The organism is Lysobacter hankyongensis (assembly GCF_039543145.1).
Lineage (GTDB): Bacteria > Pseudomonadota > Gammaproteobacteria > Xanthomonadales > Xanthomonadaceae > Lysobacter_I > Lysobacter_I hankyongensis.
The window spans coordinates 324089-349458 of record NZ_BAABJE010000001.1 but is presented as its reverse complement, the minus strand read 5'-3'; the positions used below and the strand labels follow the sequence as shown (position 1 = coordinate 349458).

The 25370-nt window shown below is 68.5% G+C and carries 24 protein-coding genes and 1 tRNA gene; 4 read left to right on the top strand and 21 right to left on the bottom strand.

All coding sequences use genetic code 11. From position 1 onward, the window contains the following. Positions 1–223 precede the first annotated feature (223 nt). The 3 genes from ABD974_RS01645 to ABD974_RS01635 form a co-directional block, all read right to left on the bottom strand. On the bottom strand, positions 224–514 hold the full coding sequence (locus ABD974_RS01645; protein ID WP_425562610.1) for a hypothetical protein: 291 nt from the start codon (positions 512–514) through the stop codon (positions 224–226). Between the two features lie 105 nt (positions 515–619). Next, positions 620–1423, bottom strand: coding sequence for a DNA-formamidopyrimidine glycosylase family protein (locus ABD974_RS01640; protein WP_345301523.1), 804 nt, complete (start codon positions 1421–1423; stop codon positions 620–622). A gap of 45 nt (positions 1424–1468) precedes the next feature. Further along, a complete protein-coding gene (locus ABD974_RS01635) occupies positions 1469–1990 on the bottom strand; it encodes a hemerythrin domain-containing protein (protein WP_345301522.1) in 522 nt (173 codons plus the stop codon). Positions 1991–2246: 256 nt separating this feature from the next. On the opposite strand from ABD974_RS01635, the gene ABD974_RS01630 reads away from it, so the two are divergent. Then, a complete protein-coding gene (locus tag ABD974_RS01630; protein ID WP_345301521.1) occupies positions 2247–2411 on the top strand; it encodes a hypothetical protein in 165 nt (54 codons plus the stop codon). Positions 2412–2485: 74 nt separating this feature from the next. On the opposite strand, the gene ABD974_RS01625 is transcribed toward ABD974_RS01630, so the two are convergent. Beyond that, positions 2486–2908, bottom strand: coding sequence for a CorA family divalent cation transporter (locus ABD974_RS01625; RefSeq protein ID WP_345301520.1), 423 nt, complete (start codon positions 2906–2908; stop codon positions 2486–2488). Positions 2909–3016: 108 nt separating this feature from the next. Between ABD974_RS01625 and ABD974_RS01620 the strand changes: the two genes are divergently transcribed. Next, on the top strand, positions 3017–4063 hold the full coding sequence (locus ABD974_RS01620) for a TraB/GumN family protein (RefSeq protein ID WP_345301519.1): 1047 nt from the start codon (positions 3017–3019) through the stop codon (positions 4061–4063). Between the two features lie 96 nt (positions 4064–4159). Here ABD974_RS01620 and ABD974_RS01615 read toward each other — a convergent pair whose 3' ends face one another. The 13 genes from ABD974_RS01615 to ABD974_RS01555 all read right to left on the bottom strand — a co-directional run bounded on the left by ABD974_RS01615 (position 4160) and on the right by ABD974_RS01555 (position 20764). Further along, complete coding sequence (locus tag ABD974_RS01615) at positions 4160–5167, bottom strand: alpha/beta hydrolase (RefSeq protein WP_345301518.1); 1008 nt, start codon at positions 5165–5167, stop codon at positions 4160–4162. After that, positions 5164–7086 (bottom strand): 1-deoxy-D-xylulose-5-phosphate synthase, encoded by a 1923-nt coding sequence (dxs, locus tag ABD974_RS01610; RefSeq protein WP_345301940.1) that lies wholly within the window; start codon positions 7084–7086, stop codon positions 5164–5166. Before dxs ends, ABD974_RS01615 begins: the two co-directional genes overlap by 4 nt. Positions 7087–7193: 107 nt before the next feature. Continuing rightward, positions 7194–8366: a hypothetical protein gene (locus tag ABD974_RS01605; RefSeq protein WP_345301517.1), complete on the bottom strand. Its 1173-nt coding sequence runs from the start codon at positions 8364–8366 to the stop codon at positions 7194–7196. A 427-nt stretch (positions 8367–8793) separates the two neighbouring features. After that, entirely contained in the window at positions 8794–9543 is a 750-nt protein-coding gene (locus ABD974_RS01600) for an HNH endonuclease (protein WP_425562609.1), read from the bottom strand. A 103-nt stretch (positions 9544–9646) separates the two neighbouring features. After that, positions 9647–11437, bottom strand: a complete 1791-nt coding sequence (locus ABD974_RS01595) for an acyl-CoA dehydrogenase C-terminal domain-containing protein (protein ID WP_345301516.1) — start codon at positions 11435–11437, stop codon at positions 9647–9649. Positions 11438–11510: 73 nt separating this feature from the next. After that, on the bottom strand, positions 11511–11966 hold the full coding sequence (locus ABD974_RS01590) for an LEA/WHy family protein (protein ID WP_345301515.1): 456 nt from the start codon (positions 11964–11966) through the stop codon (positions 11511–11513). Between the two features lie 160 nt (positions 11967–12126). After that, positions 12127–12669, bottom strand: a complete 543-nt coding sequence (locus tag ABD974_RS01585; RefSeq protein ID WP_345301514.1) for a lipocalin family protein — start codon at positions 12667–12669, stop codon at positions 12127–12129. 92 nt (positions 12670–12761) lie between these two features. Then, complete coding sequence (locus ABD974_RS01580) at positions 12762–14219, bottom strand: efflux transporter outer membrane subunit (RefSeq protein WP_345301513.1); 1458 nt, start codon at positions 14217–14219, stop codon at positions 12762–12764. A 55-nt stretch (positions 14220–14274) separates the two neighbouring features. Beyond that, on the bottom strand, positions 14275–15009 hold the full coding sequence (locus tag ABD974_RS01575) for an SDR family oxidoreductase (RefSeq protein WP_345301512.1): 735 nt from the start codon (positions 15007–15009) through the stop codon (positions 14275–14277). Positions 15010–15055: 46 nt separating this feature from the next. Continuing rightward, a complete protein-coding gene (locus ABD974_RS01570) occupies positions 15056–18226 on the bottom strand; it encodes an efflux RND transporter permease subunit (protein WP_345301511.1) in 3171 nt (1056 codons plus the stop codon). 188 nt (positions 18227–18414) lie between these two features. Further along, the gene (locus ABD974_RS01565; protein WP_345301938.1) at positions 18415–19653 is read right to left on the bottom strand and encodes an efflux RND transporter periplasmic adaptor subunit; all 1239 of its coding nucleotides are present in this window, start codon (positions 19651–19653) and stop codon (positions 18415–18417) included. 23 nt (positions 19654–19676) lie between these two features. Next, positions 19677–20510: an SDR family oxidoreductase gene (locus tag ABD974_RS01560; RefSeq protein ID WP_345301510.1), complete on the bottom strand. Its 834-nt coding sequence runs from the start codon at positions 20508–20510 to the stop codon at positions 19677–19679. Continuing rightward, positions 20507–20764, bottom strand: a complete 258-nt coding sequence (locus ABD974_RS01555; protein WP_345301509.1) for a hypothetical protein — start codon at positions 20762–20764, stop codon at positions 20507–20509. Before ABD974_RS01555 ends, ABD974_RS01560 begins: the two co-directional genes overlap by 4 nt. A gap of 124 nt (positions 20765–20888) precedes the next feature. On the opposite strand from ABD974_RS01555, the gene ABD974_RS01550 reads away from it, so the two are divergent. Then, on the top strand, positions 20889–21932 hold the full coding sequence (locus tag ABD974_RS01550) for a LysR family transcriptional regulator (protein ID WP_345301508.1): 1044 nt from the start codon (positions 20889–20891) through the stop codon (positions 21930–21932). A 92-nt stretch (positions 21933–22024) separates the two neighbouring features. Here the strand turns inward: ABD974_RS01550 and ABD974_RS01545 are convergent. Further along, positions 22025–22100, bottom strand: a tRNA-Phe gene (locus tag ABD974_RS01545). Positions 22101–22281: 181 nt separating this feature from the next. Between ABD974_RS01545 and ABD974_RS01540 the strand changes: the two genes are divergently transcribed. Then, on the top strand, positions 22282–22767 hold the full coding sequence (locus ABD974_RS01540) for a DUF6491 family protein (protein WP_345301507.1): 486 nt from the start codon (positions 22282–22284) through the stop codon (positions 22765–22767). Here the strand turns inward: ABD974_RS01540 and ABD974_RS01535 are convergent. The 3 genes from ABD974_RS01535 to ABD974_RS01525 are packed head-to-tail and all read right to left on the bottom strand — an operon-like array spanning position 22734 to position 25367. Next, a complete protein-coding gene (locus tag ABD974_RS01535; RefSeq protein WP_345301506.1) occupies positions 22734–23018 on the bottom strand; it encodes an oxidative damage protection protein in 285 nt (94 codons plus the stop codon). The two genes, ABD974_RS01540 and ABD974_RS01535, sit on opposite strands and share 34 nt — an antisense overlap. Positions 23019–23031: 13 nt before the next feature. After that, positions 23032–24081, bottom strand: coding sequence for an A/G-specific adenine glycosylase (mutY, locus tag ABD974_RS01530; protein ID WP_345301505.1), 1050 nt, complete (start codon positions 24079–24081; stop codon positions 23032–23034). Then, positions 24078–25367 (bottom strand): AsmA family protein, encoded by a 1290-nt coding sequence (locus tag ABD974_RS01525; RefSeq protein ID WP_345301504.1) that lies wholly within the window; start codon positions 25365–25367, stop codon positions 24078–24080. The genes mutY and ABD974_RS01525 overlap by 4 nt, the downstream gene beginning before the upstream one ends. Positions 25368–25370: the final 3 nt, after the last annotated feature.

The window sequence follows — 25370 nt, the reverse complement described above, 5'->3', positions numbered from 1 at the left end:
ATCGTACGCGACGGGATCTTCCCTTGAGTGAAGAAAATCGAATTCGCGTTGCGCACGATCTCGTGCGACGCGACATGGAAAACGCATGATTCGAAGCGGATCGCGGCGATCGCGAAGCGTCGACGCAGGACATCGCGACTCAACAACCCGGTTCCCGTTCATCGCCGAGCAACGCCAGTTCGAGCGCGGGACCGATCGGCCATGCGTGTGAGGAGACGGCCGTTCAACCCGTGTCGCCGTGCTTCGCGCCGGCACGACGGTTGCGCAGATACACGATTTCGCCGGCGATGGCGGTCGCGAGGATGCAGGCGTTGGTGAAGACGAACACCCGATCGCCGACGAGCAGGCTGTATGACAGAAAGCCGACGCTCGATGCGATCTGTCCGACGAACAGCCGCCGCGAGACGCCCTGCGTGGCGCCTGAGCGATACTGCGATCGCACCTGCGCGATCAGCGTGAGCAACAGGATGGCCGATGCCGCCCAGCCGAGCGTTAGTTTCAGGATGTCGGTCACGTCTGCGATTCCAGTGTCGATCGGAAAATATGCAGCAACATGCATGCCTGCCCAAGCAGAACTGCTGACGCGGGCTTCGCGAGGATCGCTCCCGTCACCGCAGCATCAAGCCGGCGCATTGCCGCTCGCGTGTTTCCGCAGGGAGGCATCGAACAGGGTGGGCAGGACATGAAACGCCTGGCAGTGATCGCAGTGGAAGCTGCGTCGCCTGCGCTTGCCGAGCTGCGCGATGCGCGCGAGGGCCCGGTGGCAGAGCGGACAAGTCCGCTGTTCATGCACTTGCCAGTGCCTTTTCAACACGTTCTGCCGTTTCCACGCGAGGAAGTCGAAGCCGTAGATCCGGGTCTCGTCGATCATCCGCGCGAGCAGCGGATCGGGCAGGGCGCCGAGGCGACTGAGCGGATGGATCCGCACGCGGAAGAGCACCTCGTTCTTGATGATGTTGCCCACGCCGGCGAAGATCGCCTGATCGAGCAGCGCGTCGCAGACCAGGGTGTGAGGTGTGGTCCTCAACTTGCCGTGTGCGGCCTCCGCATCCCATGCGGGCGACAGGATGTCCGCGGATCCGTCGTAATGCGCATCGAGGTTGCCTTCGACCCACTTCGCGGACACCGAGTGAAAATCGAGCCGCGTACCGTCATCGAATTGCAGCGACACCGCAGGCGCCCCTGTCGATGGCGTCGTCGCATCGCCAATGCGGCAGGATCCGAGCAACAGCAGGTGCAAGCGCAGACTGAAGCCGTCGAACTCGAGCAGCAGGTGCTTGCCCCAGCTGCGCACCGCCAGGAGGCGCCGATGCCGCAGGCGCGTCAGATCCAGCGCGACGCGCCCACCGGCCTCGCGAACGACCGCGCCGGTGAAGCGGGCCAGCGTCTCCCGGAGAATCAGGATCGAGGGTCCTTCCGGCATCGTCCAGCCCGCCCGGTCATGCGCCGCGGCGTCGTCTGTGGGTCATCAACCGACGATGGATTTGATCGCGGCCTTGACCCCGATCTTTCCCTTCTCGCCGGCGACGACCATCGCTGCCGTGTTCGACCGCTTCCATTCCTCGTACTGTTCGTCGAACGACGACAGTTCCTCGGCGCTGAACAACTTGCGCGCCATCTTGAAGAGCGTGGTTTCCTCTTCGCGCGCGTGATGGTCGATCAACTCGCCGAACACCTTGACGCGTCCCGCGAACTCGGGGGTCTGGACGTCGGCGGCATGCACTTCGGGAATCACGACCTGTTCGACCGCATGGTGCTCGAGCACGGCTTCGGCATGCGTCTTCAGACCCTCGCGGTCGGCGCGTTCCGCGAACGCGGGATAGAACACGATCTCCTCCCACTTCGCATGCGGCATCAGGTTGCTCTCGATCGCTTCGAGCAGCTTCGCGCGTCCCTTTTCGGCGCGGTCGGTGGTGTCGTTGATCTCCGCGAACAGGCCGCGCAGCGCATCGTGTTCTTTCTTCAGGGTCTTCAGGATGTCTCTTCGCATGTTTCGTCTCCGGTCGTTGTCGTTGTCGTTGTCGGTATGGCATCGCCACGTGAGTCGCGGTCGGACGTCGGGCGCCGATATGGCGTCCGTTGCCGCTGCGCGCGATGCATGAATCGTTCCTCGTGGATGAAGAGCGCGTGGCCCGAGATACATCACGCAAGATACGTGCCCGTCCGGAAACACTGGAAAACGTGGAGTTCCGCGTGACATCGCCGTCTTTCGGCATGCGCTTTGCATGCATCGTCACGCGACCTGCATGCCGCAGAAAGCCGAGGCGGGCGACAACGACACCTGCGACAACGACGACCACGAGCCCCAATCGGCGCATGTCGAACAGGGCGAACGCGGGGCGGGCCGCAGCGTGAAAGACGCCGCACAACCGCCGGGCCATCGTCGACAGACCGGAAAGGCGTCAGCGTGATGCGGAACACCTCCGGCGGAAAAGGCCGGAAGACCGCGTGCGGATCGCGACGCGCCCGGTCCGGATGGTCTGGCTCACATCCAGCGCAGGCGTCTGGCCACGAACAACGCGACCAGCGTCGAGCCGATCATCAGCGCGATGGTGAACCAGAAGCCCGCTTCTGATGCGAAGAACGCCGTTTCGAAATTCATGCCCAGCACGCCGGCCGCGACCGCCATCACGCCGATGAGGACGGTCAGGAAGGTGAGGGTGCGCATGGTCTCGTTGGTGTCGAGCGCGGTCCGGCTGCTGAACAACTCGAAGCAGCCGATGACCAGGTCGCGGCTGTTCTCGACGACGTCCATGGCGCGTTCGTACTTGTCGTCGAGCGCGGCCAAGTGCCGCCGCGCTTCGTCGCCGTCGGCGGGCCGGAAATCCGGCCTCGACAGCGCGGTGAACAGGGTGCGGTGCGCTGCCGATCGGAGCGGAGGCGGCGTGACCGGATCGCACGTCGCCATCGGCGACCCCACGTTAGCTCTCGCCCGGCTGAACGCCATGCAGAATGCCCGACCACGCCGGGCACTTTTGTTGGACACTGCGCCGCCCCCTCACGCACGGATGACCGCATGTCGCGCCGCATCTTGTTTTCCGGACTGTTGATCATCGGATGTTCCCTGTCCGCCGCCGCGTTCGCCCAGAGCGCTCCGCCCGCCGGCGCCCCGCCTGCCGAAGACCTCGGCGAAGTCGCGCAGCCGGACGGGTTGCGGGACATCGATGCCATCCTGGTGGCCGGTCGTCAGCCCGGACCGGGGCTGTGGAAGGTGCGCAGCGGCGAACGCACGATGTGGATTCTCGGGACCCAGAGTCCGCTGCCCAAGCGGATGGAATGGGACTCGGCGAACGTGCAGCGCCGGGTCGGCGAAGCGCAGGAACTGCTGATGCCGCCGACGGTGAAGCTCGATGCCGATGTCGGCTTTTTCCGTGGCCTCACCCTGCTGCCATCGGTGCTGCGGGCACGCAAGAATCCCGACGGCAAGACGCTCGGCGACCTGCTGCCGGCCGATGAGTACGCGCGCTGGACCATGCTCAAGCAGCGCTATATCGGCGGCGATCGCGATATCGAGGAGTGGCGGCCGCTGTTCGCCGCGGTGGCGCTCTACGAAAAAGCGATCGCGCGCCGCGGCATGGCCGAGCAGACGCCGATCGCCGACACCGTGCGCAAGGCGGCGAAGCGCAGCAAGGTGAAGATCACCGAGCCGGCGCTGAAGATCAAGATCACCGACGTGAAGGCGACCCTGCGCGATTTCTCGCGCGAAACGCTGAACGATCAGGAATGCTTCCGTCGTACGCTCGACCGCATCGAAACCGATCTGGACACCATGGTCCTGCGCGCCAATGCCTGGGCCGAAGGCGATATCGAAGCCCTGCGCAATCTGCCGTACCGGAACCAGTTCATCGCCTGCACCGAAGCGTTCACCGACACCGCGATCGCCCGCAAGCAGGGCATGCAGGATCTCCAGGCGCGGATCGAGAACGAATGGATGGCGGTCGCGGAGCGCGCGCTGCGCGAGAACGACACGACCTTCGCGGTGCTGCCGATGAGCCAACTGCTGCAGCCCAATGGCCTGCTGCAGCGGCTGGTGGCGAAGGGTTACATGGTCGAGGAGCCGTAAGCGGTCGTCGAAAATCGCGCATCGTGCGCGGTTTTCGAGTCGCAGTAATCCATGGCGGCGCCTGCAGCCTGTTGTTCGACAGGCTGACGAAACCCTTCAGCCGCCCTCGTACGGTCCGGTGCCCGGCAGCGCCCAGCGCAATCCGTGGGTGATCGTGCGCGGCAGGACGGTGAGGTGATCCTCGTCGGGAAGCACCTCGCTGTCGACGCGCAGTGCCGGGTAGCCGCGGCTTTCGAGCACGCGTTCGAAGCGATGCATGTCGCCCACCATGTCGGTACCGAGGTAACGCGGACCGTTGCCGGTGGTTTCGTAGGCGCCGATCGAAAGCAGCACGTCAGCGGACAGATCGCGATGCGCTGCGGCGTACTCCGCTTCCAGATCGAAGATCGTGCGCCGGTCGAACCACAGCGACGGACTGCCGAGGATGTAGTGGCGGAACATCGCCGGTTTCGTCAGCAGCACATAGGTGCCGAACAGGCCGCCGAGCGAGTGGCCGATGTAGATCTTGCGCTGCATGTCGACGCGATATTCGCGGGCGATCAGCGGAAACACGTCGCGTTCGATGTAGTCGCGGTACGCCGCGGCCTGGCCATAGGTGCTGGCGCGGTCGTAGTCGCCGGCGGCGACATCGCCGCGCGCGAACGGATCGGTCGGCGTGTAGTCGCGGCGCTTGCTCGGCATCGATTGTTCGCCGATGCCGTACGACAGCCCGACGAGCACGAAATCCTCGACGTTGCGCCCCTTGGCGCCGATGCGTCGCCGCAGGCTGCGGATCAGCGGAAAACCATAGTCGGCGTCGGTGGTGAAGACGACGGGATAGGGTCTGTCGTTCTCGAAATACGAGGGCGGCAGATCGACCCAGACTTCGTATTTGCGCCCGGTCGCGGCGTTGGGCAGCGGATGCACGCGGGTATTGGGCAGCGTGTAGCCGATCGCGACATCGTTCGCTGCCGCAGGCGCTGCCTGCGGGCGAGCCGTCGTCGCATGCGTGGCGACGATCCGGGCGGATGGCTCCGCATATCGCCCGGCGACGAAACCGGCGCCGCAGAGCGCGAGCCCGACGAGCGCAGCCGCTCCCGGGCCGATGCGCGCTTTCGTGATCAACCCGTGGCGCGCGCGGCCGGGGCGTCGGCCTGCGGCTGCGGCATCAGCTCCGGCCAGCGCGCGAGCACCGCGGCGCGGATGCCGTCCGCGTCGAGCCCCGCTTCGGCGAGCAGATCCTCGCGGCTGGCATGGTGCTGGAAGGCGTCCGGCAGGCCGAGATGCAGGATCGACAACCGCACGTCGGTCTCGGCGAGCAGTTCGGCCACGCCGGAACCGGCGCCGCCGGCGACGACGTTGTCTTCGAGGGTGACGAAGCCGTCGTGGGTCTTCGCCAGTTCGAGGATCAGCGCGCGGTCCAGCGGCTTCACGAAGCGCATGTTGACCACGGTGAGATCGAGCGCGTCGCCGACCTTCTCCGCCGCCGGCACGATCGCGCCGAACGCCAGCAGCGCGACGCGCGCGCCGCGGCGACGCACCTCGGCCTTGCCGATGGGCAGCGTGTCGAGCGTGGGCTGCAGTGCGGTTCCCGGGCCGGTGCCCCGCGGATAACGCACCGCCGCCGGGCCTTGGTAACGGTGGCCGGTGGTGAGCATCTGCCGGCATTCGTTCTCGTCGGCCGGCGCCATCACCACCATGTTCGGCACGCAGCGCAGATAGCTCAGATCGAGATTGCCGGCATGGGTGGCGCCGTCCGGCCCGACCACGCCGCCGCGGTCGATGGCGAACAGCACGTCGAGGTTCTGGATCGCGACGTCGTGGACCAGTTGATCGTAGCCGCGCTGCAGGAATGTGGAGTAGATCGCGACCACGGGCTTCGCGCCTTCGCAGGCCATGCCCGCGGCCAGCGTCACCGCGTGCTGCTCGGCGATGGCCACGTCGAAATAGCGATCCGGATATTCCCTGCTGAAGCGCACGAGGCCGGAGCCTTCGCGCATCGCGGGGGTGATGCCGAGCAGTTTCTCGTCCGCGGCGGCCATGTCGCAGAGCCAGTCGCTGAAGACATCGGTGTAGGTCGGTTTCTTCGCGCCCGGTTTCGCGACGAGCCCCTTCTCGGGGTCGAACGGCGAGACCGCGTGATAGCCGATCTGGTCGCCCTCGGCGAGGTCGTAGCCCTTGCCCTTGGTGGTCATCACGTGCAGCAGCTGCGGGCCCTTCATCGTCTTCAGGGTCTTCAGCGCCGCGATCAGCGACTTGATGTCGTGGCCGTCGATCGGGCCGGTGTAGTGCAGGCCCATTTCCTCGAACAGCGTCGAGGGCACGAACATGCCTTTCCAGTGTTCTTCCCAGCGGCGCACGAAACGCGCCGACTTGCTGGTGCGTTTGTCGCCCAGCAGTTTCTTGCCGCTTTCGCGCAGCGCGTTGAGCGTGCGGCTGCCGGTCATCCGGCCGAGCATCTTGGTCAGCCCGCCGACGTTCTCGCTGATCGACATCTGGTTGTCGTTGAGGATCACCAGGAGATTCGGTTCTTCGTCCATGCCGCCGGCGTGGTTCAGGGCCTCGTAGGCCATGCCCGCGGTCATCGCACCGTCGCCGATCACCGCGACCATGCGGCGGTCGCTGCCCGCGCGCGCGGCGGCGATGGCCATGCCCAGCGCGGCGGAGATCGAGGTGGACGAGTGGCCGACGCCGAAGGTGTCGTATTCGCTTTCCTCGCGCTTCGGGAACGGCGCGACGCCGTCCTTCTGCTTCACCGTGTGGATGGTGTCGCGGCGGCCGGTGAGGATCTTGTGCGGATAGGTCTGGTGGCCGACGTCCCAGACGATGCGGTCGTCGGGGGTGTCGTAGAGATAGTGCAGCGCCACGGTGAGCTCGATCACGCCGAGGCCGGCGCCGAAGTGGCCGCCGCTCTTGCCGACCGATTCGATCAGATAGGCGCGAAGTTCGTCGCAGACGGCCCCGAGTTCGTCCTCGGGGAACTGGCGCAGATCGGCAGGGATGGCGATGCGCGAAAGGCGCGGGTAGCGCGCGGAGTCGATCACGATGGCGTCGGCGGGTTCGGAGGACAACGCGCTATTGTCCTCCCTCGCGACACATAGCGGCAACAAACCTCGTGCGGGTCGCGTTCAGCCCCCGGCGCGATGCCTCCTCAGCGACCGCGCAGGCGGTCGAAGAGACCGCCGGACCGGGTGTCGCCGCCGGTGGGCGCGCCTTCGCCCGGCTGTTCGGCGAAGCCGGTGGCGAGGTTGGCGTTGATGAAGTCGACCACGTCCGCCGCCGGCACATTGCTGGCCGCGGCGATCTCGGCCACGGTCTGCGGGCCCTTCATCATCGCGGTGGCGATGCGGAAGTGGCGGGGGAATTCGCGCTCGGTTTCAGGCCATTTGCCGAGGATGAAGCGGCCCTCGGGGTTGTAGCCCGGCAGCAGCTTGCCTTCGCCCGCCAGCAGCCCGCCGAACCACTGCAGGCGGTTCAGCGGCAGCGGCGCGCCCAGCGTCGCGATGGCGCTCTGCCAGGCGCGGTCGTCCAACTGCTCGAAATCGCGGAGGCCGACGGTGGCGACGAAATACTCGGCCAGCGGCTTCAGCGTGGCCGGGCCGTAGTACTGGCGCTGGGAGAAATCGATGAGCAGCTCGGGCGCCTTGCCGCTCTGGTAGCGGGCGCGGCCGGTCAAGGCGCCGGGGCGCAGCCAATGCGCGAAGGCGGTGCTGCGGGTGTTCGGCACCGGGGGCTCGATCTCGGCGTCGGCTGCGGCGGCTGCAACCGGTGCCGCTGCGACCGGTGCGGGCGCTTCGGGCGCCGCTGCCGGAGGGGCCGGTACCGGAGCAGGAGCGGGCGGTGCAGGTGCAGGTGCCGGAGCGGGCGGTGCCGGGGCCGGTGCCGGGGGCGCCGGAGAGGCGGCGACAGGCGCGGGCGGTGCGGGTGCGGGAGGCGGTGCGGGTTGGGCCGCGGGTGCGGGTACCGCGGCGACCGGTGCGGGCGGGGCGGGGGCCGGCGCGGGTTCCGGTTCCGGTGCGGCCGGCACGCCGCCGATTTCACCCAGCACCAGCGCCAGCGCATGACCATCGAACGGTCGGGGCAGACGGAAATCGGCCTGGGTCCGCGGTGCCGAGGTCAGGCCGATCACGCGTTTGCCGGCGGCGTGCAGACGCAGCCAGCTCATCGGACCGTACATGCTGTCCATGTCGACGATGACGAAATCGGCATCGGCCTCCGCCACCATCGACCAGCCGCGGACGCGGATGCTCGCGTCGCTGAAGGCGTCCTTCAGCGCGAGCTCGGTGGGTTGATCCATCCCGGTCAGGCCCAGTGTCAACGACATTGATGTCAACCCGCTTTGCGTGAACACCGAAGTGTCGCCAAGTGGGTTTTTCCCGTCAACGCGCGCGCTGCGGCGGTTTCTTACCTTCTGCGTCAGTTTGGGGTTCGCGGGCACGAAGAGTGCGACCGGTGCCGCGGATTGTGCGGAAGTCCTTCACATCGGCCGTCGACCGTCGCGGCCGGGTCCGCGCGCTTCGCGAGCATTACTCGCGGCACGGCGGCATGCCCGGCCATGGGAGGCCTGGCCGGAGCATGGTGGAGATGGGATATCGCGCCAGGGATGGCGGCGATCAACTGATGATGAGGGTGCCGCGTGGGTGAGTCCGCGCGCTTCGCGAGCATCGCTCGCGGCGCGGAGGAACGCCCGGCCATGGAAGGCCGGGCCGGAGCATGGCGGAGATGCGATATCGCGCCAGGGATGGCGGCGATCAACTGATGATGAGGGTGCCGCGTGGATTCTTCGGCAGATGCGTCTTCAGGAACGCCATCTGGTCGGCCAGGATGTTCCTGTTCGACATGATCAGGTGCTCGATCCAGCTCGGCCGGTAGGGCACGGCCAGCAGCGGCATGGACGCCTGCTGCGGCGTGCGCCCGCCCTTGCGCGAATTGCAGTGGAAGCATGCGGACACCACGTTCTCCCACACGTCGCGACCGCCGCGCGACAGCGGCATGACGTGGTCGCGGGTGAGCAGCTGGCGGCTGAAATGCTTGCCGCAGTACAGGCACAGATGCTGGTCGCGCGCGAACAGCGCGGGATTGCTCAGCGCCGGCGTCGGGTCGAGCGCATGCGCGCGGGCGTGGCCGCGGGCGGCGACGATGGGATGCAATTCGAGGACGCTGCGTTCGCCGGTGAGGCGACTGATGCCGCCGTGGATGCTGAGGCAGGGCTCGCCGAGGGTCCAGGCCACCGCGCCGCGGGCGTAGAGACAGGCGGCGTCCTGCCAGCTGATCCAGTCGAGGACGCGGCCATGGGCATCGAGCGAGAGCAGGCGGACGGCATCGAGTCGTGCGGCGACCGCGCCGGTGACGTGCGCGAAAGCGGTGTGTCGGGGGGCGTCGGTGTCGACGACATCGCGCCGGGCGTCATCGGCCGCCCGGTGGGGGATCTGCCCAGGCTGCGGAGCCCCGGGGATCAGGCGCAACGTTGGTGTGTCGGCCTCCATATGGACGCCGAGCATATACCCATTTCGTTGCGATTGTGTCGCTGCACCGCGGCACGATCCGTCGCGGCTGCTGCGGTGGTCGCCATCGCCGGCCGCGGGGCCGGCGATGGCCTGCGGGTCACTCGCCGAAGGCGTCCGCGTTCAGGGTCATCAGCGGCGCGGCGCCGCTGGCGATCGCGGCGGCGTGGGTGCGCGTGCGCGGCAGGATGCGGGCGAAGAAGAACCGTGCGGTCTCGCGCTTGGCGTTTTTGAACGCCTGCGGATGCGCGGAGGCTTCGGCGGCGGCGACGCTGCGCGCCCACCAGTAGGCGAGGGCGGCATAACCCGAATAGAACAGGTAGTCCCAGGCCGCGGCGCCGATCTCGTCGGCGTCGGCCATCGCGTTCTGGCCGATGCGCATCGTCAGTTGCTGCCATTCCTGCGCCACTTCGCGCAGCGGGCCGATGAATTCGGCGACCGCGGCGTTGTCGGCCTCGGCCTTGCAGAAGTCCTCGATCATGCCGAGGAACACGCGCAGGCCGGCGCCCTTGAGCTGCATCACCTTGCGACCCATCAGGTCGAGCGCCTGGATGCCGGTGGTGCCTTCGTAGATCGTGGTGATGCGGGCATCGCGCGCCAACTGCTCCATGCCCCATTCCTGGATGTAGCCGTGGCCGCCGAAGCATTGCTGCGCGTGATACGTGCACTCGATCGACCATTCGGTGAGGCAGGCCTTCACGATCGGGGTCAGGAAGCCGAGCAGCGCGTCGGCGCGCTCGCGATCCGCCGCATCCTCCGCGTGCATGAGCTCGTCGACCAGCGAGGCGCCGTGATAGCCGAGCAGGCGGCCGCCTTCGATCAGCGCCTTCTGGGTCAGCAGCATGCGCCGCACGTCCGGATGCACGATGATGGGATCGGCCGCTTTTTCCGGGAATTTCGCGCCGGAGAGCGAACGCATCTGGAGGCGGTCGCGGCTGTAGCGCAGCGCGTTCTGGTAGGCGCGATCCGACAGGCCGAGGCCCTGCAGGCCGACCGCGAGGCGTGCGGTGTTCATCATGGTGAACATCGCCATCAGGCCCTTGTGCGGCTCGCCGATCAGCCAGCCTTCGGCGTCGTCGAAATTCATCACGCAGGTGGCCGAGGCGTGGATGCCCATCTTGTGTTCCAGCGCGCCGCAGCGCACCGCGTTGGCGTCGCCGAGGTTGCCGTCGCGGTCCACCTTGATCTTGGGCACGATGAACAGCGAGATGCCCTTGCTGCCGGCCGGCGCGTCCGGCAGGCGGGCCAGCACGAGGTGGACGATGTTGTCGGTGAAATCGTGATCGCCGGCGGTGATGAAGATCTTGGTGCCGGTGATCGCGTAGGCCCCGTTCGCTGCGGGTACGGCGCGGGTCTTGAGCAGGCCGAGATCGCTGCCGCAGTGCGGCTCGGTGAGGCACATGGTGCCGGTCCAGCGGCCTTCGACGATGGGCTTGAGGAACACCTCTTTCTGCCAGTCCTCGCCGTGATGCATCAGCGCTTCGGTCGCGCCATGCGAGAGCAGGGGGAAGTTGCCCCAGGCCAGGTTGGCGGCGTCGATCATTTCCTTCACCGGCACGCCGACCGCATGCGGCATGCCCTGTCCGCCGAAGTCCGCGGGCGAGGTGAGTCCGGCCCAGCCGTTTTCGGCGAACTGCAGATAAGCCTCGCGGAAGCCCGGCGGCGTGGTCACCTTGCCGGTGTCCTTGTCGAGGCTGCAGCCGTGCTGGTCGCCGATGTGGTTGAGCGGCGCGATCACGGTTTCGGTGAAGCGCGCGCCTTCCTCGAGGATGGCGTCGACCAGTTCGCGGTTGATCTCGCCGAAACCGAGGCGGGCGAAGGTCTGTTCGCTGTCGAGCACGTCGAACAGCGCGAATCGGATATCGGCGAGCGGGGCTTTGTAGGCGTTCATGGGCGATCGGTCGTGAGGAAAAGGAAGAAAGGAAGTCGCGCGGTGCGCATCGAGCGCGCGGTCGAGCGGTCGATCAGCGCATCACGCCGGGCAGGCCGGGGACCGGGCTGAGCGCGCTGTTGCGCCGGATCTCGAAGTCGCGCGCCTTGCGATCCTGCGGCGAGGCGACGAGCGTGCCTTCGAGGCCGTAATCGAGGCTGCGACGATCGGCGAGCGCGTCCGCGATGGTCAGCCGCGCGGCGGCGCTGGGGACGAGTTTGACCACGGCGGTATCGGCGGCTTCGGGGCCGATGGTCAGGCCGGGCTCGGCGCGCAGCGTGCCGGCGGATTCCTTGCCGGCGCGCAGGTCGAGCGCGATGCGCTCGAAGCGCATCGGCACGCTGCTGAAGTTCTGCAGGCGCAGCTCGACGGTCCACTGCCCGTCGGCGCCGACGGTGAGCTGCTGGATGCTCGCGGTGGGTTCGGACACCCGCTTCACCGGGCCGGTGGAACAGGCGGCGACCGCCAGCACGCACATGGCGAGGGCCATCGCCCTGATCGCCGTCGATCGGAACTGCCAACGCTGCATCGCGCGCTCCACGAAATCTGCCGGGCCGCAATACTAGCGCGAGCCGCCGCGGACCGTACGCCCCGGTAGGTCGGGGCGGCGGGACGGGTCATCGGGCGTTCCGGCACCCGGCCGGCGCGGGTCAGCGCAGCGGCGCGCTGACGATCAGCGGTGCGAGGTCGTAGCCCATGGCGGTCGCCTGCGCCTTCAGCGCATCGAACTGCGATTGGCGCATGTCCGGGGTGCGCGACAGGATCCAGAGATATTCGCGGCCGGGTTCGCCGACCATCGCCCACTGGTAGTCCGGGTCGATCGCGATCACCCAGTAGTCGGCCCAGGTCAGCGGTAGCCAGGACAACCAGTCGGGCGCGAAACGCACTTCCAGCCGGCCGGGGTGCTCCGGATCGCGGCGCGCGATGCCGTCGACCTCGTCGATTTCGTCGTCCCCGGTGCGGCAGCGATTGCGGACACCGATCATGCCGTCTTCGCGCAGCATGTACTGAGCGGTGATCGTGTCCTTGCACTTGCGCTGGAAGAACATCGGCAGGCGCGCGATCTCGTGCCATTCCCCGGCATAGCGGGTGATGTCGAGCGCCTCGACCGAGGTCACTTCGGCCGCGGCGGCCGGCCGCATGGGTGCGATGGACACACAGAGCATGGACAGGAGCAGGGCGAACCGGCGCATGCGACCCCCCGTATGCCGCCCGCGGATCCGGGCGGCCCGATCATAGCCGGGAAACCGCGGGCCCGTCGGCCTGCATGCCGGGCGCGGCCGGTTCAGCGCCCCGCCACCGGAATCCGGTCCGGGCTGCGTTCCGGCCAGCCACCGGCGGTGGCGCGATAGACCGCCACCGCGCTGACCACGCTGCGGGTGCGGGCCTCGGCCAGTGCGTCCTCGGCCTGCAGCCGCGTGCGCTCCGCGTCGAGCACGTCGAGCAGGCCGGCGGCGCCGGCGTCGTAGCGCAGCCGGGCGAGGCGGGCGGCTTCGGCGCTGTCGCCGGCGGCGGCGGCCAGGTGGATGTCCTCCTGTCGGGAGCGGGCGTGGCGGACCAGCGCGTTTTCGGCGTCTTCCAGCGCGCGCAGGACGGTCTGCTCGTAGCCCGCCAGCGCGCCGCGGGCGTCGGCGTCGGCCGCGGCGATCCGCGCGCGGACCCGACCGACATCCAGGAACGACCAGTCGATGCCCAGCGCGACCAGGCGGGTGCCGCTGCCGCTGTCGCCCAGCGCGTCGGCGTCGAACGACTGCACGCCGAGCAGGCCGGACAACGTGAGTCGCGGGAACAGCTCGGCGCTGGCGACCCCGATCCGCGCGGTCGCCGCATGCAGTCGCTGCTCGGCCGCGGCGATGTCCGGCCGTCGGCGCAGCACCTCGGCGGGTGTGTCCGCCGCGAGCGTCGCCGGCAGCGGCGGCAGTGCCTGCGGCGTCGACAGCGTGGCGACCAGTGCGTCCGGCGTGCGCCCGGTCAGCACCGCGATGCGGTGCGTCGCCGTCGCCACCGACGCCTGCAGCGCCGGCACCCGCGCCAGCGTCGCTTCGAGCTGCGCGCGGGCGCGGGCGGTGTCGAATTCGGTGCCGCTGCCGGCGGAGAGCCGCGCTTCGACCAGTCGCAGCGTTTCCCGCTGCAGCCCGGCGTTGGCTTCGGCCACGCGCAGTCGCTCCTGCTGGCCGCGCAGCTCGGCGTAGGTGCCGATGACGTCGGCGACCACCGCGACCTGCATCGCCGCGAGATCGGCGCGGGTGGCCTCGGTTTCGGCGCGCTGCGCTTCCACGCCGCGACGCACGCGACCGAACAGATCGAGTTCCCAGGCGAGACGCGCGCCGCCTTCATACGTTTCGTAATCGCGCGGCCCGCCTGCGGCCCGATCGACGCTCTGGCGGCCATCGCTCGCGGTGGCGTCGGCGGTGATCGTCGGCAGCCGGTCGAACTTCGCACCGCGCGACAGCGCGTCGGCGCGGTCGAGGCGGGCGAGCGCGATGCGCAGATCGTGATTCGCGCGCAGCGCATCGTCGACCAGCGCGTCGAGTTGCGGATCGCCGAAACCGCGCCAGAACGCGGCGCCGTCTGTCGCGGCGGGCGCGGCTTCGGCGGCGTACAACGCCGACGCCGCGAAGCGATCGGGTGCGGGCGCATCGGGGCGGACGAAGTCCGGTCCCGCGGCGCAGGCGCTCAGCGCGAGGGTGAGCGCCGCGGTTTTCAACAGCACGACCGCGGTCGCGGGTGACGGATGAGGCATGGGAGTTCTCCGGAATGGGGCGTTCGCGCTTCCGTGCGCGGTCGTCCGTCGTGGCTTACCAGGGCAGCGACTGGTCCTGGTGGAAATAGCCGCCGTTCGGGCCGGCGTCGTCGATCAGCGCCAGGCGCACGCTGGTGCGCGCGCCGGCGGGCGCGTCGATCTCGCCTTCGCCGCCGTTCATGTCGGTCTTCACGTAGCCGGGGTGGATGGTGTTGATCTTGATGCGGCTGTCGCGCAGCTCGTAGGCCAGCTGCACGGTCCACGCGTTCACCGCGCTCTTCGACACGTTGTAGGCCGGTACCTTGAAGTCGTAGATCGGCGAGGCGGGATCGCTGTGCAGCGCCATCGAGCCGAGCAGGCTGGAGACGTTGACGATGCGGCCGGCGTCGGACTTGTGCAGCAGCGGGAGGAACGCCTGGGTCGTGGCGATCAGGCCGAAGACGTTGGTGTCGAAGGTCTTGCGCCAGACGTCGATGCCCTGCTCGGACACCTTGCGGCCGAATTCATCGACGAGGATGCCGGCGTTGTTGACGAGGATGTCGAGCCGGCCGTGCCGCTGTTCGACCTCGCGCACCGCGGCGGCGATGCTGTCGGCGTCGGTGACATCGAGGGCGATGGCCTCCACCGGCAGGCCCTGCGTCTGCAGGGTCAGCGCGGCCGCGACCGCTTTCTGCCGGTCGCGGCCGGCGAGCAGGGTGTGGACGCCGGCTTCGGCGAGCTGGCGGACGGTTTCGAGGCCGATGCCGCGGGTGGCGCCGGTGACGAGAGCGATCTTGGATGTGGCGTTCATGGCGAAAACTCCTGGGATGTGAGTGTGCGAAAGGATTCGGAAGGGATCAGGCGTGCAGCGGTGCGGCGGTTTCGGCAGGCGCATGCGACACGAGCGGACGGCGCGACAGCTTGCGCAGCGCGACGTAGAACACGGGGGTGAGGAACAGGCCGAACAGGGTCACGCCGAGCATGCCGGCGAACACGGTGATGCCGGTGACCGAGCGCACTTCGGCGCCCGCGCCCTGCGACAGCACCAGCGGCACGGTGCCGGCGATGAACGCGACCGAGGTCATCACGATCGGACGCAGGCGCAAACGGCAGGCTTCCAGCGCGGATTCGACGATGCCCTTGCCGTGCAGTTCGAGTTCGCGCGCGAATTCGACGATCAGGATCGCGTTCTTGCACGCCAGCCCCATCAGCACCACCAGACCGACCTGCACGAACACGTTGTTGTCGCCGCCGGTGAGCTTCACGCCGATCAGCGCGGACAGCAGGGTCATCGGCACGATCAGGATCACCGCCAGCGGCAGGGTCCAGCTTTCGTACAGCGCGGCCAGCACCAGGAACGCGAGCAGGATCGCCAGCGGGAACACGATCAGCGCGGCCTGGCCCTGGGTCGCTTCCTGGTAGCTCAGATCGGTCCATTCGAAGGTCATGCCGTTGGGCAGCACCTGCGCCGCGATCTCGTCGATCTTCGCCATCGCCTGCGCCGACGACAGCATCGCCGGATCGGCTTCGCCGAGCAGATCGGCCGCGGGATAACCGTTGTAGCGCAGCACCGGGTCGGGGCCGTAGCTTTGTTTGATGGTGACCATCGAACCGATCGGCACCATTTCGCCGCGGTCGTTGCGGGTGCGCAGGTTGGCGATGTCCTCGACGCTGTCGCGGAACCGGCCGTCGGCCTGCGCGATCACCTGCCAGGTACGGCCGAACTGGTTGAAGTCGTTGACGTAGGCCGAACCGAGATAGGTCTGCAGGGTGTCGAACAGTTCGGTCAGCGGCACGCCCTGGGCCTTCGCCTTCACCCGGTCCACTTCGGCGTCGTACTGCGGCATGTTGGCCTGGTAGGTGGTGATCGGGAAGCCCATGCCCGGGGTCTGCGACACCGCGCCCTGGAACGCGCCGACCGCGTTCTGCAGCGCGCCGTAGCCGAGGTTGCCGCGGTCCTCGATGAACATCGAATAGCCCGAACCGTTGCCGAGGCCGAGGATCGGCGGCGGCATCAGCGCGAAGGTGAAACCTTCCTGGATGCCGGCGATCTTCTGGTTGATGGCATCGTTGATTTCCTTGGCGCTGCGCGTGCGCTGATCGAAGGGCTTCAGCGGGAAGAACACCAGGCCGGTATTCGGCGTGTTGCTGAACTGCAGCGCGTTGAGGCCCGGGAACGCGCCGGAACTGTCGACGCCTTCCTCGGCCAGGCCGATCTCGACGACTTTGCTCAGCACGCGGTCGGTGCGTTCGATCGACGAACCTTCCGGCAGTTTCACGCCCGCCATCAGGTACATCTTGTCCTGCACCGGAATGAAGCCGCGCGGTACCCACTGGAACACCAGTCCGGTCGCCACCAGCAGCACCGCATACACCGCGAACACCGCGCCGCGCCGGCCCAGCGTGCGCGACACCGCGCCCTGATAGCGGTCGGAGCTGGCCTTGAAGAAGCGGTTGAACGGACGGAACACCCAACCGAACAGGCGATCGATCAGGCGCGACGGCGCATCCTTCGCCGCGTCGTGAGGTTTCAGCAGCAGCGCCGCCAACGCCGGCGACAGGGTCAGCGAATTGATCGCCGAGATCACCGTGGAGATCGCGATGGTGACCGCGAACTGCTTGTAGAACTGGCCGGTGACGCCGGTGAGGAAGGCCATCGGCACGAACACCGCGCACAGCACCAGCGCGATCGCGATGATCGGGCCGGAGACTTCCTTCATCGCCTGATGCGCCGCCGCCAGCGGCGCCAGCCCCTGCTCGATATAGCGTTCGACGTTCTCCACCACCACGATCGCGTCGTCGACCACGATGCCGATCGCCAGCACCAGACCGAACAGGGTCAGCGTGTTGATCGAGAAACCGAGCAGGTAGAGCGCGGCGAACGTGCCCACCACCGACACCGGCACCGCGATCAGCGGAATGATCGACGCGCGCCAGGTCTGCAGGAACAGGATCACCACCAGCACCACCAGCAGGGTCGCTTCCAGCAGCGTGCTGATCACCGCCTTGATCGAGTCGCGCACGAAGATGGTGGTGTCGTACGGCGCGGCGTATTCGACGCCGGGCGGGAAGCGCTTCGACAGCTCGTCCATCTTCGCCATCACCTGGTCGCGGATCTCCAGCGCGTTGGCGCCCGGCGCCTGGAAGATGCCGATGCCGACCGCGTTGCGGCCTTCCATCTCCGCGCGCAGGGTGTAGTCGCTGGCGCCGAGTTCCAGCCGGGCGACGTCGGCCAGGCGCACGATCTCGCCGCCGGTGCCGCTCTTGATGACGATGTCGCCGAATTCCTCGGCCGTGCGCAGGCGGCCCTGGGCGTTGATCGGGATCAGGAAATCGCTGCCGCCGGGAATGGGCTCGGCGCCGACCTGGCCGGCCGAGACCTGCACGTTCTGCTCGCGGATCGCGCGCACCACGTCGCCGGCCGTCAGGCCGCGCGACGCGATCTTGTCCGGATCCATCCAGATGCGCATCGCGTAATCGCCGCCGCCGAAGATCTGGGCGTCGCCGACGCCGGGCAATCGGGCCAGTTCGTCCTTGACGTTGAGCACCGCATGGTTGCGCAGGTACAGCGTGTCGTACTTGCCGTTCTTCGAGGTGAGGAACACCACCATGAGGAAGGTCGGCGACTGTTTCTGCACGGTCACGCCCTGTCGGCGCACGTCTTCGGGCAGGCGCGCCTGCGCCTGGCTCACGCGGTTCTGCACGCGCACCGCGGCCTCGTCGGCATCGGTGCCGGGACGGAAGGTCACCGTCAGCTGCAGCACGCCATCGGAACCCGCCACCGACTTGGTGTACATCAGGTTCTCGACGCCGTTGATCGCCGCCTCCAGCGGCTGCGCCACGGTTTCGGCGATGACCTTGGGGTTGGCGCCCGGGTAGACGGTGCGCACCACCACGGAGGGCGGCACCACTTCGGGATATTCGCTGATCGGCAGCAGCGGAATCGCGATCAGGCCAGCGGCGAAGATCACGATCGACAGCACCGCGGCGAAGATCGGGCGATCGATGAAGAATCGGGAAAAGTCCATGGGAAATCCTGTGTTGCGGCAAGACCGCAGCGGTCCGGCCCCGGAGAGGGCCAGTGGAAGGGCGAATGCAGTGAAGCCGATGCGATGCGCGGAACGGACGGTGACGCCGTCCCTTCGCCGCCGGGGGAGTCGGACGAAGGGACGGCGGCCGTTTCAACAACCCATCGGGGGGAGGGGCGGGGTGGAACTCATTGCGTCCGGGCTGCGGTCGGTTCCGCGGCGGGTGCCGCGTTCTTCGCGACGGCGACCGCGGGTTTCGTCGCGGTGCCGGTCATCGCGACCATCTGCGGCTTCACCGGCATGCCGGGGAAGAACACTTTCTGGACGCCGTTGACGATCACCTTGTCCTGCGCCGTCAGCCCGGACTGGACCACGCGCAGCGCCTGCCCCGGACCCGAGCCCGGGATCTCGATCGTGCGGCCCAGCACCACGTCACGACGCACCGCGGTATTGCCCGGACCGAGCACGTAGACGTACTTGCGATCCTGGTCGGTGAGCACCGCCTTGTCGTCGATCAGCAGCGCCTTGAACTCGGCGCTGCCTTCCAGCTGCACGCGCGCGAACAGGCCCGGGGTGAACACGCGATCCGGGTTCGGCAGCACCGCTCGGGCGCGGATCGTGCCGGTCGCGGGATCGACCTGGTTGTCGATGAAATCGACGGTACCTGCGTGCGGATAGCCGGTTTCGTCGGCCAGGCCCACGCGCACCGGATTGCGGGTGGCGTCGCGCTGACCCGTGCGCGCGAGGCCGGCGTAACGCAGGAACGCCTGTTCGTCGCTTTCGAAGTAGACGTGGACCGGATCGAGCGACACCACGGTGGTGAGCATGGTGGCGTCGGCCTGGGCGAGATTGCCGACGGTGGCCAGCGCGCGACCGGCGCGGCCGTCGATCGGCGAGCGCACTTCGGTGAACTGCAGGTCGAGGCGCGCAGCGGCGACCGCGGCCTCGGCCGCGCGCACCACCGCGTCGCTCTGCGCGGTCGCGGCCTTGCGGGTGTCGAACTCCTCGCGCGAGATCGCCTTGGCGTCGATCAGCGTCTGCGCGCGCACGTCCTGCGAACGCGCGAGTCGCGCTTCGCTGCGCGCGCGTTCGAGCTGCGCCTCGGCCTGCGCCAGCGCCGCGCGATACGGCCGCTGATCGATCAGGAACAGCAACTGGCCCTTGCGCACTTCGTCGCCTTCCCGGTACGCCACGCGCTCGACGTAACCGCTGACGCGCGGCCGCAGTTGCACGGTTTCCACCGCGGAGACGCGGCCGGTGAAATCGTCCCACTGCTTGACGTTCCGGCTGATGACCTGGGCGACGCTGACATCCGGTGGCGGCGGCATGTCCGCGCCGGGCGAGGCCTGTGAACCGCTGCAGGCGGAGACCACCGCTGCGACCAGCAGCGATACGGTGAGGGGAAGCAGGGGAAGACCGCCGTGCATGCGGCGTTGGGAGCGGGCGGACATCATGGCGTCGGATCCTTGCTGGGGGAGGAGGTGCCTGGGGAGGTGCTTGAGGAGACGTTCGGAGAGGAGAGGCGGCGGAGCAGCGCACGGGCGTCGGCCAGCGCGCGATGGGCGGAAGGCGGTGACGTGCAGGTCGGTGCCTGCGCGCGGAAATCGACCACCGCACGGGTGGCTTCGGTGCAGCGCTCGCACAGCGCGAGCGACAGCGCCTTGCTGCCGATGGCGCGGGCGGTGAGCGGAGACGCTTCGTCGTCGAGCGGGTCCTCGACGCACAGCAGTTGCAGGCGCAGCGACAGCGTCCTCGCTTCGTTGTGCAGGACCTCCGCGAGCATGCGCAACGCCGCGGCGGCGACCGAGCGATGCCCGTAACCGGCCCATGGCGCGCGGCTGCCGGGACCGCCCAGCATCACGTAGGCGCCGCCGCGGTCGCAGCGTTTCAGCAGCGGCAACAGATGGCGCGCAGCGGCGGCATGCGCGATCAGGGTCCGGTCGAGCGCCTCGTGCAGAGTCTCCGCCGGTTGATCCAGCACGCGGCCGCGCAGCGAAGGCGGCTCGATCGCGGCGACCACCGCGCCCAGCGGACGATCGAGCGCCGCGACCGCCGACGCCAGTCTCGCGGCGTGGGCGTCGTCGCGGCTGTCGCCGGCGATCAGGGTGAGGGCGGCCTCGGGGTGCAGACGCCGCAGCCCCGCCAGCGCCTCCTTGTCGGTGCCGGTCGCGATGATCGGCCGACCGATCGCCGCCGCGGCAGCGACCACGCCGCGCCCCGGCTCGCGATCCGCGCCGAGGACCAGTACGGGTGTCAGGAACTGTTGGGTGATTGTCCCGCTCACGGGATTTTCACTCCCTCATTCGGGAGAATCGACCGGCGCGGGTGGTGCGCCGACCAGGCGCCCGCTGCCGCCAGCGCCAGCGTGGCGACGGGCAGGCCGACCACGAACGCCAACACCCACGCCATCATCAGCGCCTCGCTGCGGCCCTGGTGCGCGGCCTGGCCGAACAGCAAAATGCCAAGGCAGACCAAGGCGATCACGCCAAGGGCGAGGGCGGGGACAAGGATCAGGCGAAGGCGGGGAGAGCGGGACATGGCGGCGGGCTGCGTTCCAGATGCCGCGCAAGATAGTCCTGCGAATGCGACTTGATTAGCCGCTCATTCGGGGAATAATTATCCCGTAAACGGGCCAATCGGTCCGTGTCCCCTGGAGTACCCCATGGCGCGCGATCTCAACGACACCCTCATCTTCGTCCGGGTGGTCGAACACGGCAGCTTCATTTCCGCTGCGCGGACCCTCGGTCTGCCCAAGACCACCGTCAGCCGGAAGGTCCAGGATCTCGAAACCCGGCTCGGCGCGCAGCTGCTGCACCGGACCACGCGCAAGCTCGGCTTGACCGAAGCCGGCAACATCTACTTCGAGATGTGCCAGCGCATCGCCCGCGAACTCGACGAAGCCGAGAGCGCGGTCGGCCAGTTGCAGGGCGGCCCGCGCGGCTGGCTGCGCTTCACCGCGCCGTATTCCATCGGCACCACCTGGATCGCGCCGCTGCTGGGCGAATTCCACGCGCGCTATCCCGAGGTGCGCATCGACATGGTGCTGAACAACGAACCGCTCGATTTCATCGATCAGTCCATCGATGTCGCCCTCCGCGTCGGCCATCTGCCGGATTCCAACCTCGTCGCGCGGCGACTCGCGGTGTTCCGCACCCAGGTCTACGCGAGCCCCGCCTACATCGCGCGCTATGGCGAACCGCTGCATCCCGACGACCTCCAGCACCATCGCACCCTGGCGATGTCGAAGCATCGCCGCAACGGGGCGTGGTTCTGGCCGCTGTCCGACGGCGACAGGCTCCATGACGTGCGCGTCGAACCCGTGCTGGTCGCGAACGATCCCGCGGCGCTCAAGGGCGCGCTGATCTGCGGCGAAGGCCTGATGATGAGCGGCGACGTGATGATGAAACCCTACGCCGAGCAGAACCTCGTGCGCCGCGTGCTGCCCGGCTGGACCGGGCCCGAGTACGAATTCAACGCGGTGTTTCCGCGCGGCCAGCAGTCGCCCAAGGTCCGCGCCTTCGTCGACTTCCTGGTCGAACGGCTCAATTTCGATGTCGACTACATGCACGAACTCTGCGATGGCGCCGGCGCGCGCTGCCCGGATGCGGTGGCCGCCGCGGCGATCGCGCAGGTGATGCACGGACGCGCGCGTGCGGACGAGGAGACGGTCGAAGGCGACGCGCACGATGCGGTGGCGCTGGTCTGATCGCCCGGGAAATCCTCGCGAAATCCCTACGAAAACACGCCCAAAGAAAAAGGCCGCGATGCGATCGCGGCCTTTCGATTTCTTCAACGCTGTGGTGGCCGGGGAGGGAATCGAACCCCCGACACGGGGATTTTCAATCCCCTGCTCTACCAACTGAGCTACCCGGCCATCGGGCGAGCGCGCAATGATACGGGGCCGGCGGCGACAGGGCAAGCCGGCCGGGCGCTGAATGTGCCGGTGCGGGGAACTTGCGTCTGCCGGGCGGTGGCGCATGATCCCGGGCATGGTCCCCCTGCCGCCGCATCGGCGGCCGACCCTCACACGACAGACGCCCGCACGGAGGTTCCCCATGCGCACACCGTTCCGATTCTTCGCCGTCCTCGCCGCGTCCGCGCTCCTCGCCTCCGGCTGTGCCGCCAACGGCGCCCAGCGCGACGCCGACCGTCTCGCCCTCTATCGCAGCCATGCCGGCGAGCCGGTCGACAGCATCCAGTATCTCGGGCGCTACAACGGCTGGACGCCCTTGGATGATGGCGCGTTCGCGCTGTGGACCCGCCCCAACGAAGCGTGGCTGATCGAAGTGCACGCGCCCTGCAACGACATCGAGTACGCCGACACGATCGGCTTCCGCGATCTCGGCGGCCGCATCAGCGCGCGTTTCGACCAGGTCTACATCGGCAGCCACAGCATGATTCCGATCTCCTGCACGATCAGGGAGATCCGGCCGCTGGACGTGAAGGCGATCCGTGCCGACGAGAAGAAGCTGCGCGAGGTGCGGCAGCAGGACGCGACGGCCCAGGCTCAGCCTTCGGGCGCACCGCCTTCAGGGACATAACCGGCGGGCGCTTCGGCACCGCCGCCGAACAGGAATTTCTCCATCTCGCCCTGCAGGAACTTCCGGTGTTCGGGGTTCATGGGCGAAAGACGGTTTTCGTTGATCAACATGGTCTGGTGCGCCAGCCACTTCGCCCATGCGGATTTGCCGATGCGGGCGAAGACGCGCTGGCCGGCTTCGCCGGGCCAGGGCGCGAAGTCCAGGCCTTCGGTCTCGCGCTGTTCGTATTCGCAGAAAACGGTGCGGGCCATCGTGCGGTGTCCGTCAGGAGTGTGAAGTGATCAGGGTGCGTACCGGCGCGGGAATGCCGAGCGCATCGAATTCGCGGCGCGCAACCCAGCGCAGCGCGTCATTGTCGCGGATGTGCTGCCGCAGCGCGACGCCGCGCCAGGCCAGCGGATGCATCAGCAGCCGGTAGTGGGTGAAACCGTGGTGGATCTCGTCCAGCGCGGCGCCGTCGTCGTAATCGCCGTCGACATGCTGTTCGAACCACGCGCGCGCGGTTTCGTGATCGGCGGCTTCCGGCAGCGACCACAGCGAGGCCCAGATGCCGCTCGGCGGACGTCGTTGCAGCAGGACGCGGCCTTCGGCATCGCGCACCATCAACACCACGGCCCAGCGTTCCGGCATCGGCTTCCCGGGTTTCGGCGTGGGCAATTCCGCGGTGCGACCGTCGCGCAGCGCGATGCAGTCGCGCTGCAGCGGACACAGCACGCACGCCGGATCGTGACGGGTGCAGAGGGTCGCACCGAAATCCATCTGCGCCTGGGTGTAATCGGCCAGGCGCGTGGTCGGCAGCAGCGACTGCGCGATCGCCCACAGCGTCTTTTCGTTCGCCGGCGTGCCCGGCCAGCCTTCGATGCCGAACACGCGGCTCAGCACGCGCTTGACGTTGCCATCGAGGATCGGCTGCGGATCGCCCCAGGCCTGCGACAGGATCGCGCCGGCGGTGCTGCGGCCGATGCCCGGCAGCGCCATCAACGCATCGAGGTCGCGCGGCAGCTCGCCATCGTGCTGGTCCACGCAGCGCTTCGCCGCGGCGTGCAGATTGCGGGCCCGGGCGTAATAGCCCAGCCCCGACCACAGCGCCATCACCTCGTCCTCGGGCGCCGCCGCCAATGCGCGCAGATCGGGCAGGGCGGCGACGAAGCGCTCGAAGTACGGGATCACCACCCGCACCTGCGTCTGCTGCAGCATGATTTCCGACAACCACACGCGATACGGCGTGCGCGGATGCTGCCACGGCAGGTCGTGACGACCGGACACGTCGAACCACGACAGCAGCGTCGATGCGTATCGCGTGCGGTCGATCACGGTGTCTCTTCCTTCATTTCGGCAATGCCTTCATCGTCCAGCACGATCCGCACGCCTTCCAGCGTCGCGCCTGAGATCTCCAGCTTCGGCGAGCGCAGGGTGCCGTCGAGCGGCGGCAGCGGCGCGCCGCCCGCCTGATCGATCCAGCCGAGCACGTCGTAAAGCCGGAATCGGCCGTCGAATGCGGTGGCGTCGCGTCGCAGCGATAGGCCGGCGATGTCCGACAGATCGGGTTGGCCGGTGTAGCGCAACGCGAACGGCAGCGGCGAGGTCGAATTCGAGACCGGCGCCGGCAGTGCGGGCCACGAGGACGGCCACACCGGCAATGCGCCGTCGAGTCGGATCGCCAGCCGTCGCCCCAGCGCGAGCGCGCCGTGGGCGTCGAACGCGGGAATGGGGTCCTCGCCGCGCAGCGCCACGCCGACCGGCGCCAGCACCCAGGTCGCCGTATCGAACCGCAGCGGACCGTGCAGGCCGAGCGAGAACGGCAGCGTCGTATCGCCGGAGACGTATCGCGCCGAGACGCCGAACTTCGCCGGGGTCATCGCGATCCCGCCGTCGCCGAGATGCAGCGGGCCGGACAGCGTCAGCGTCGCCGGAATGCGCCAGTCGCCGCGTGCGAGCGTCAGCGGGCCGACCACGGCGACGCCCGCGTCGTTCGCGGGTCTCGTCATCGCCACCGCCAGGTCGAAGACGATCGATGTCGGCGCATCGAGATAGCGGCCACGGATGCGCGCGTGCGCCGGTCGCCCCGGGTGCAGCGCGGGCAGATCGACGGCGACGCCTTCGACCCGCCAGTCGCCGTTGTCGATGCGGCCGTCGGCAACCCGCAGGCCATCGGTGAGCGTCGGAATCTTCGGCGGTTCGCCCGGCGGCCGCTGCGCCAGCCAGGCCTGCAGTGCGGGTACATCGAGCACGGGGGCGTCGAGTTCCAGGCGTTCGACGGTCGGATCTTCGCCGCCGCTGCGAACGCTGGACCACGGCAGCGAGATCAGCAGGCGATCGGCGCGCAGCATCGCGGTCTTCGCGCCGGGTGCGCGCACGACCAGATTGCGCACCACCAGTTGCGGCCGGTCGCGCAGTCGCGCGGTCGCGCCGGCGTCGGCGGTGATCTCCAGCGACAGCGCCTTGCCGGTGCGGTCGAGAATCAGCGGCACCAGTTGTTCCGGCTGCAGCAGCCAGCCGCCGAACAGCGCCAGCGCCAGCAGCGCCGTGGTCGCGATCAGGAAAAAGCGGCGCCAGCGTCTGCGGCGCGGCGGTGCGGCGGCGTCGCCGTCGATGGTCACGCC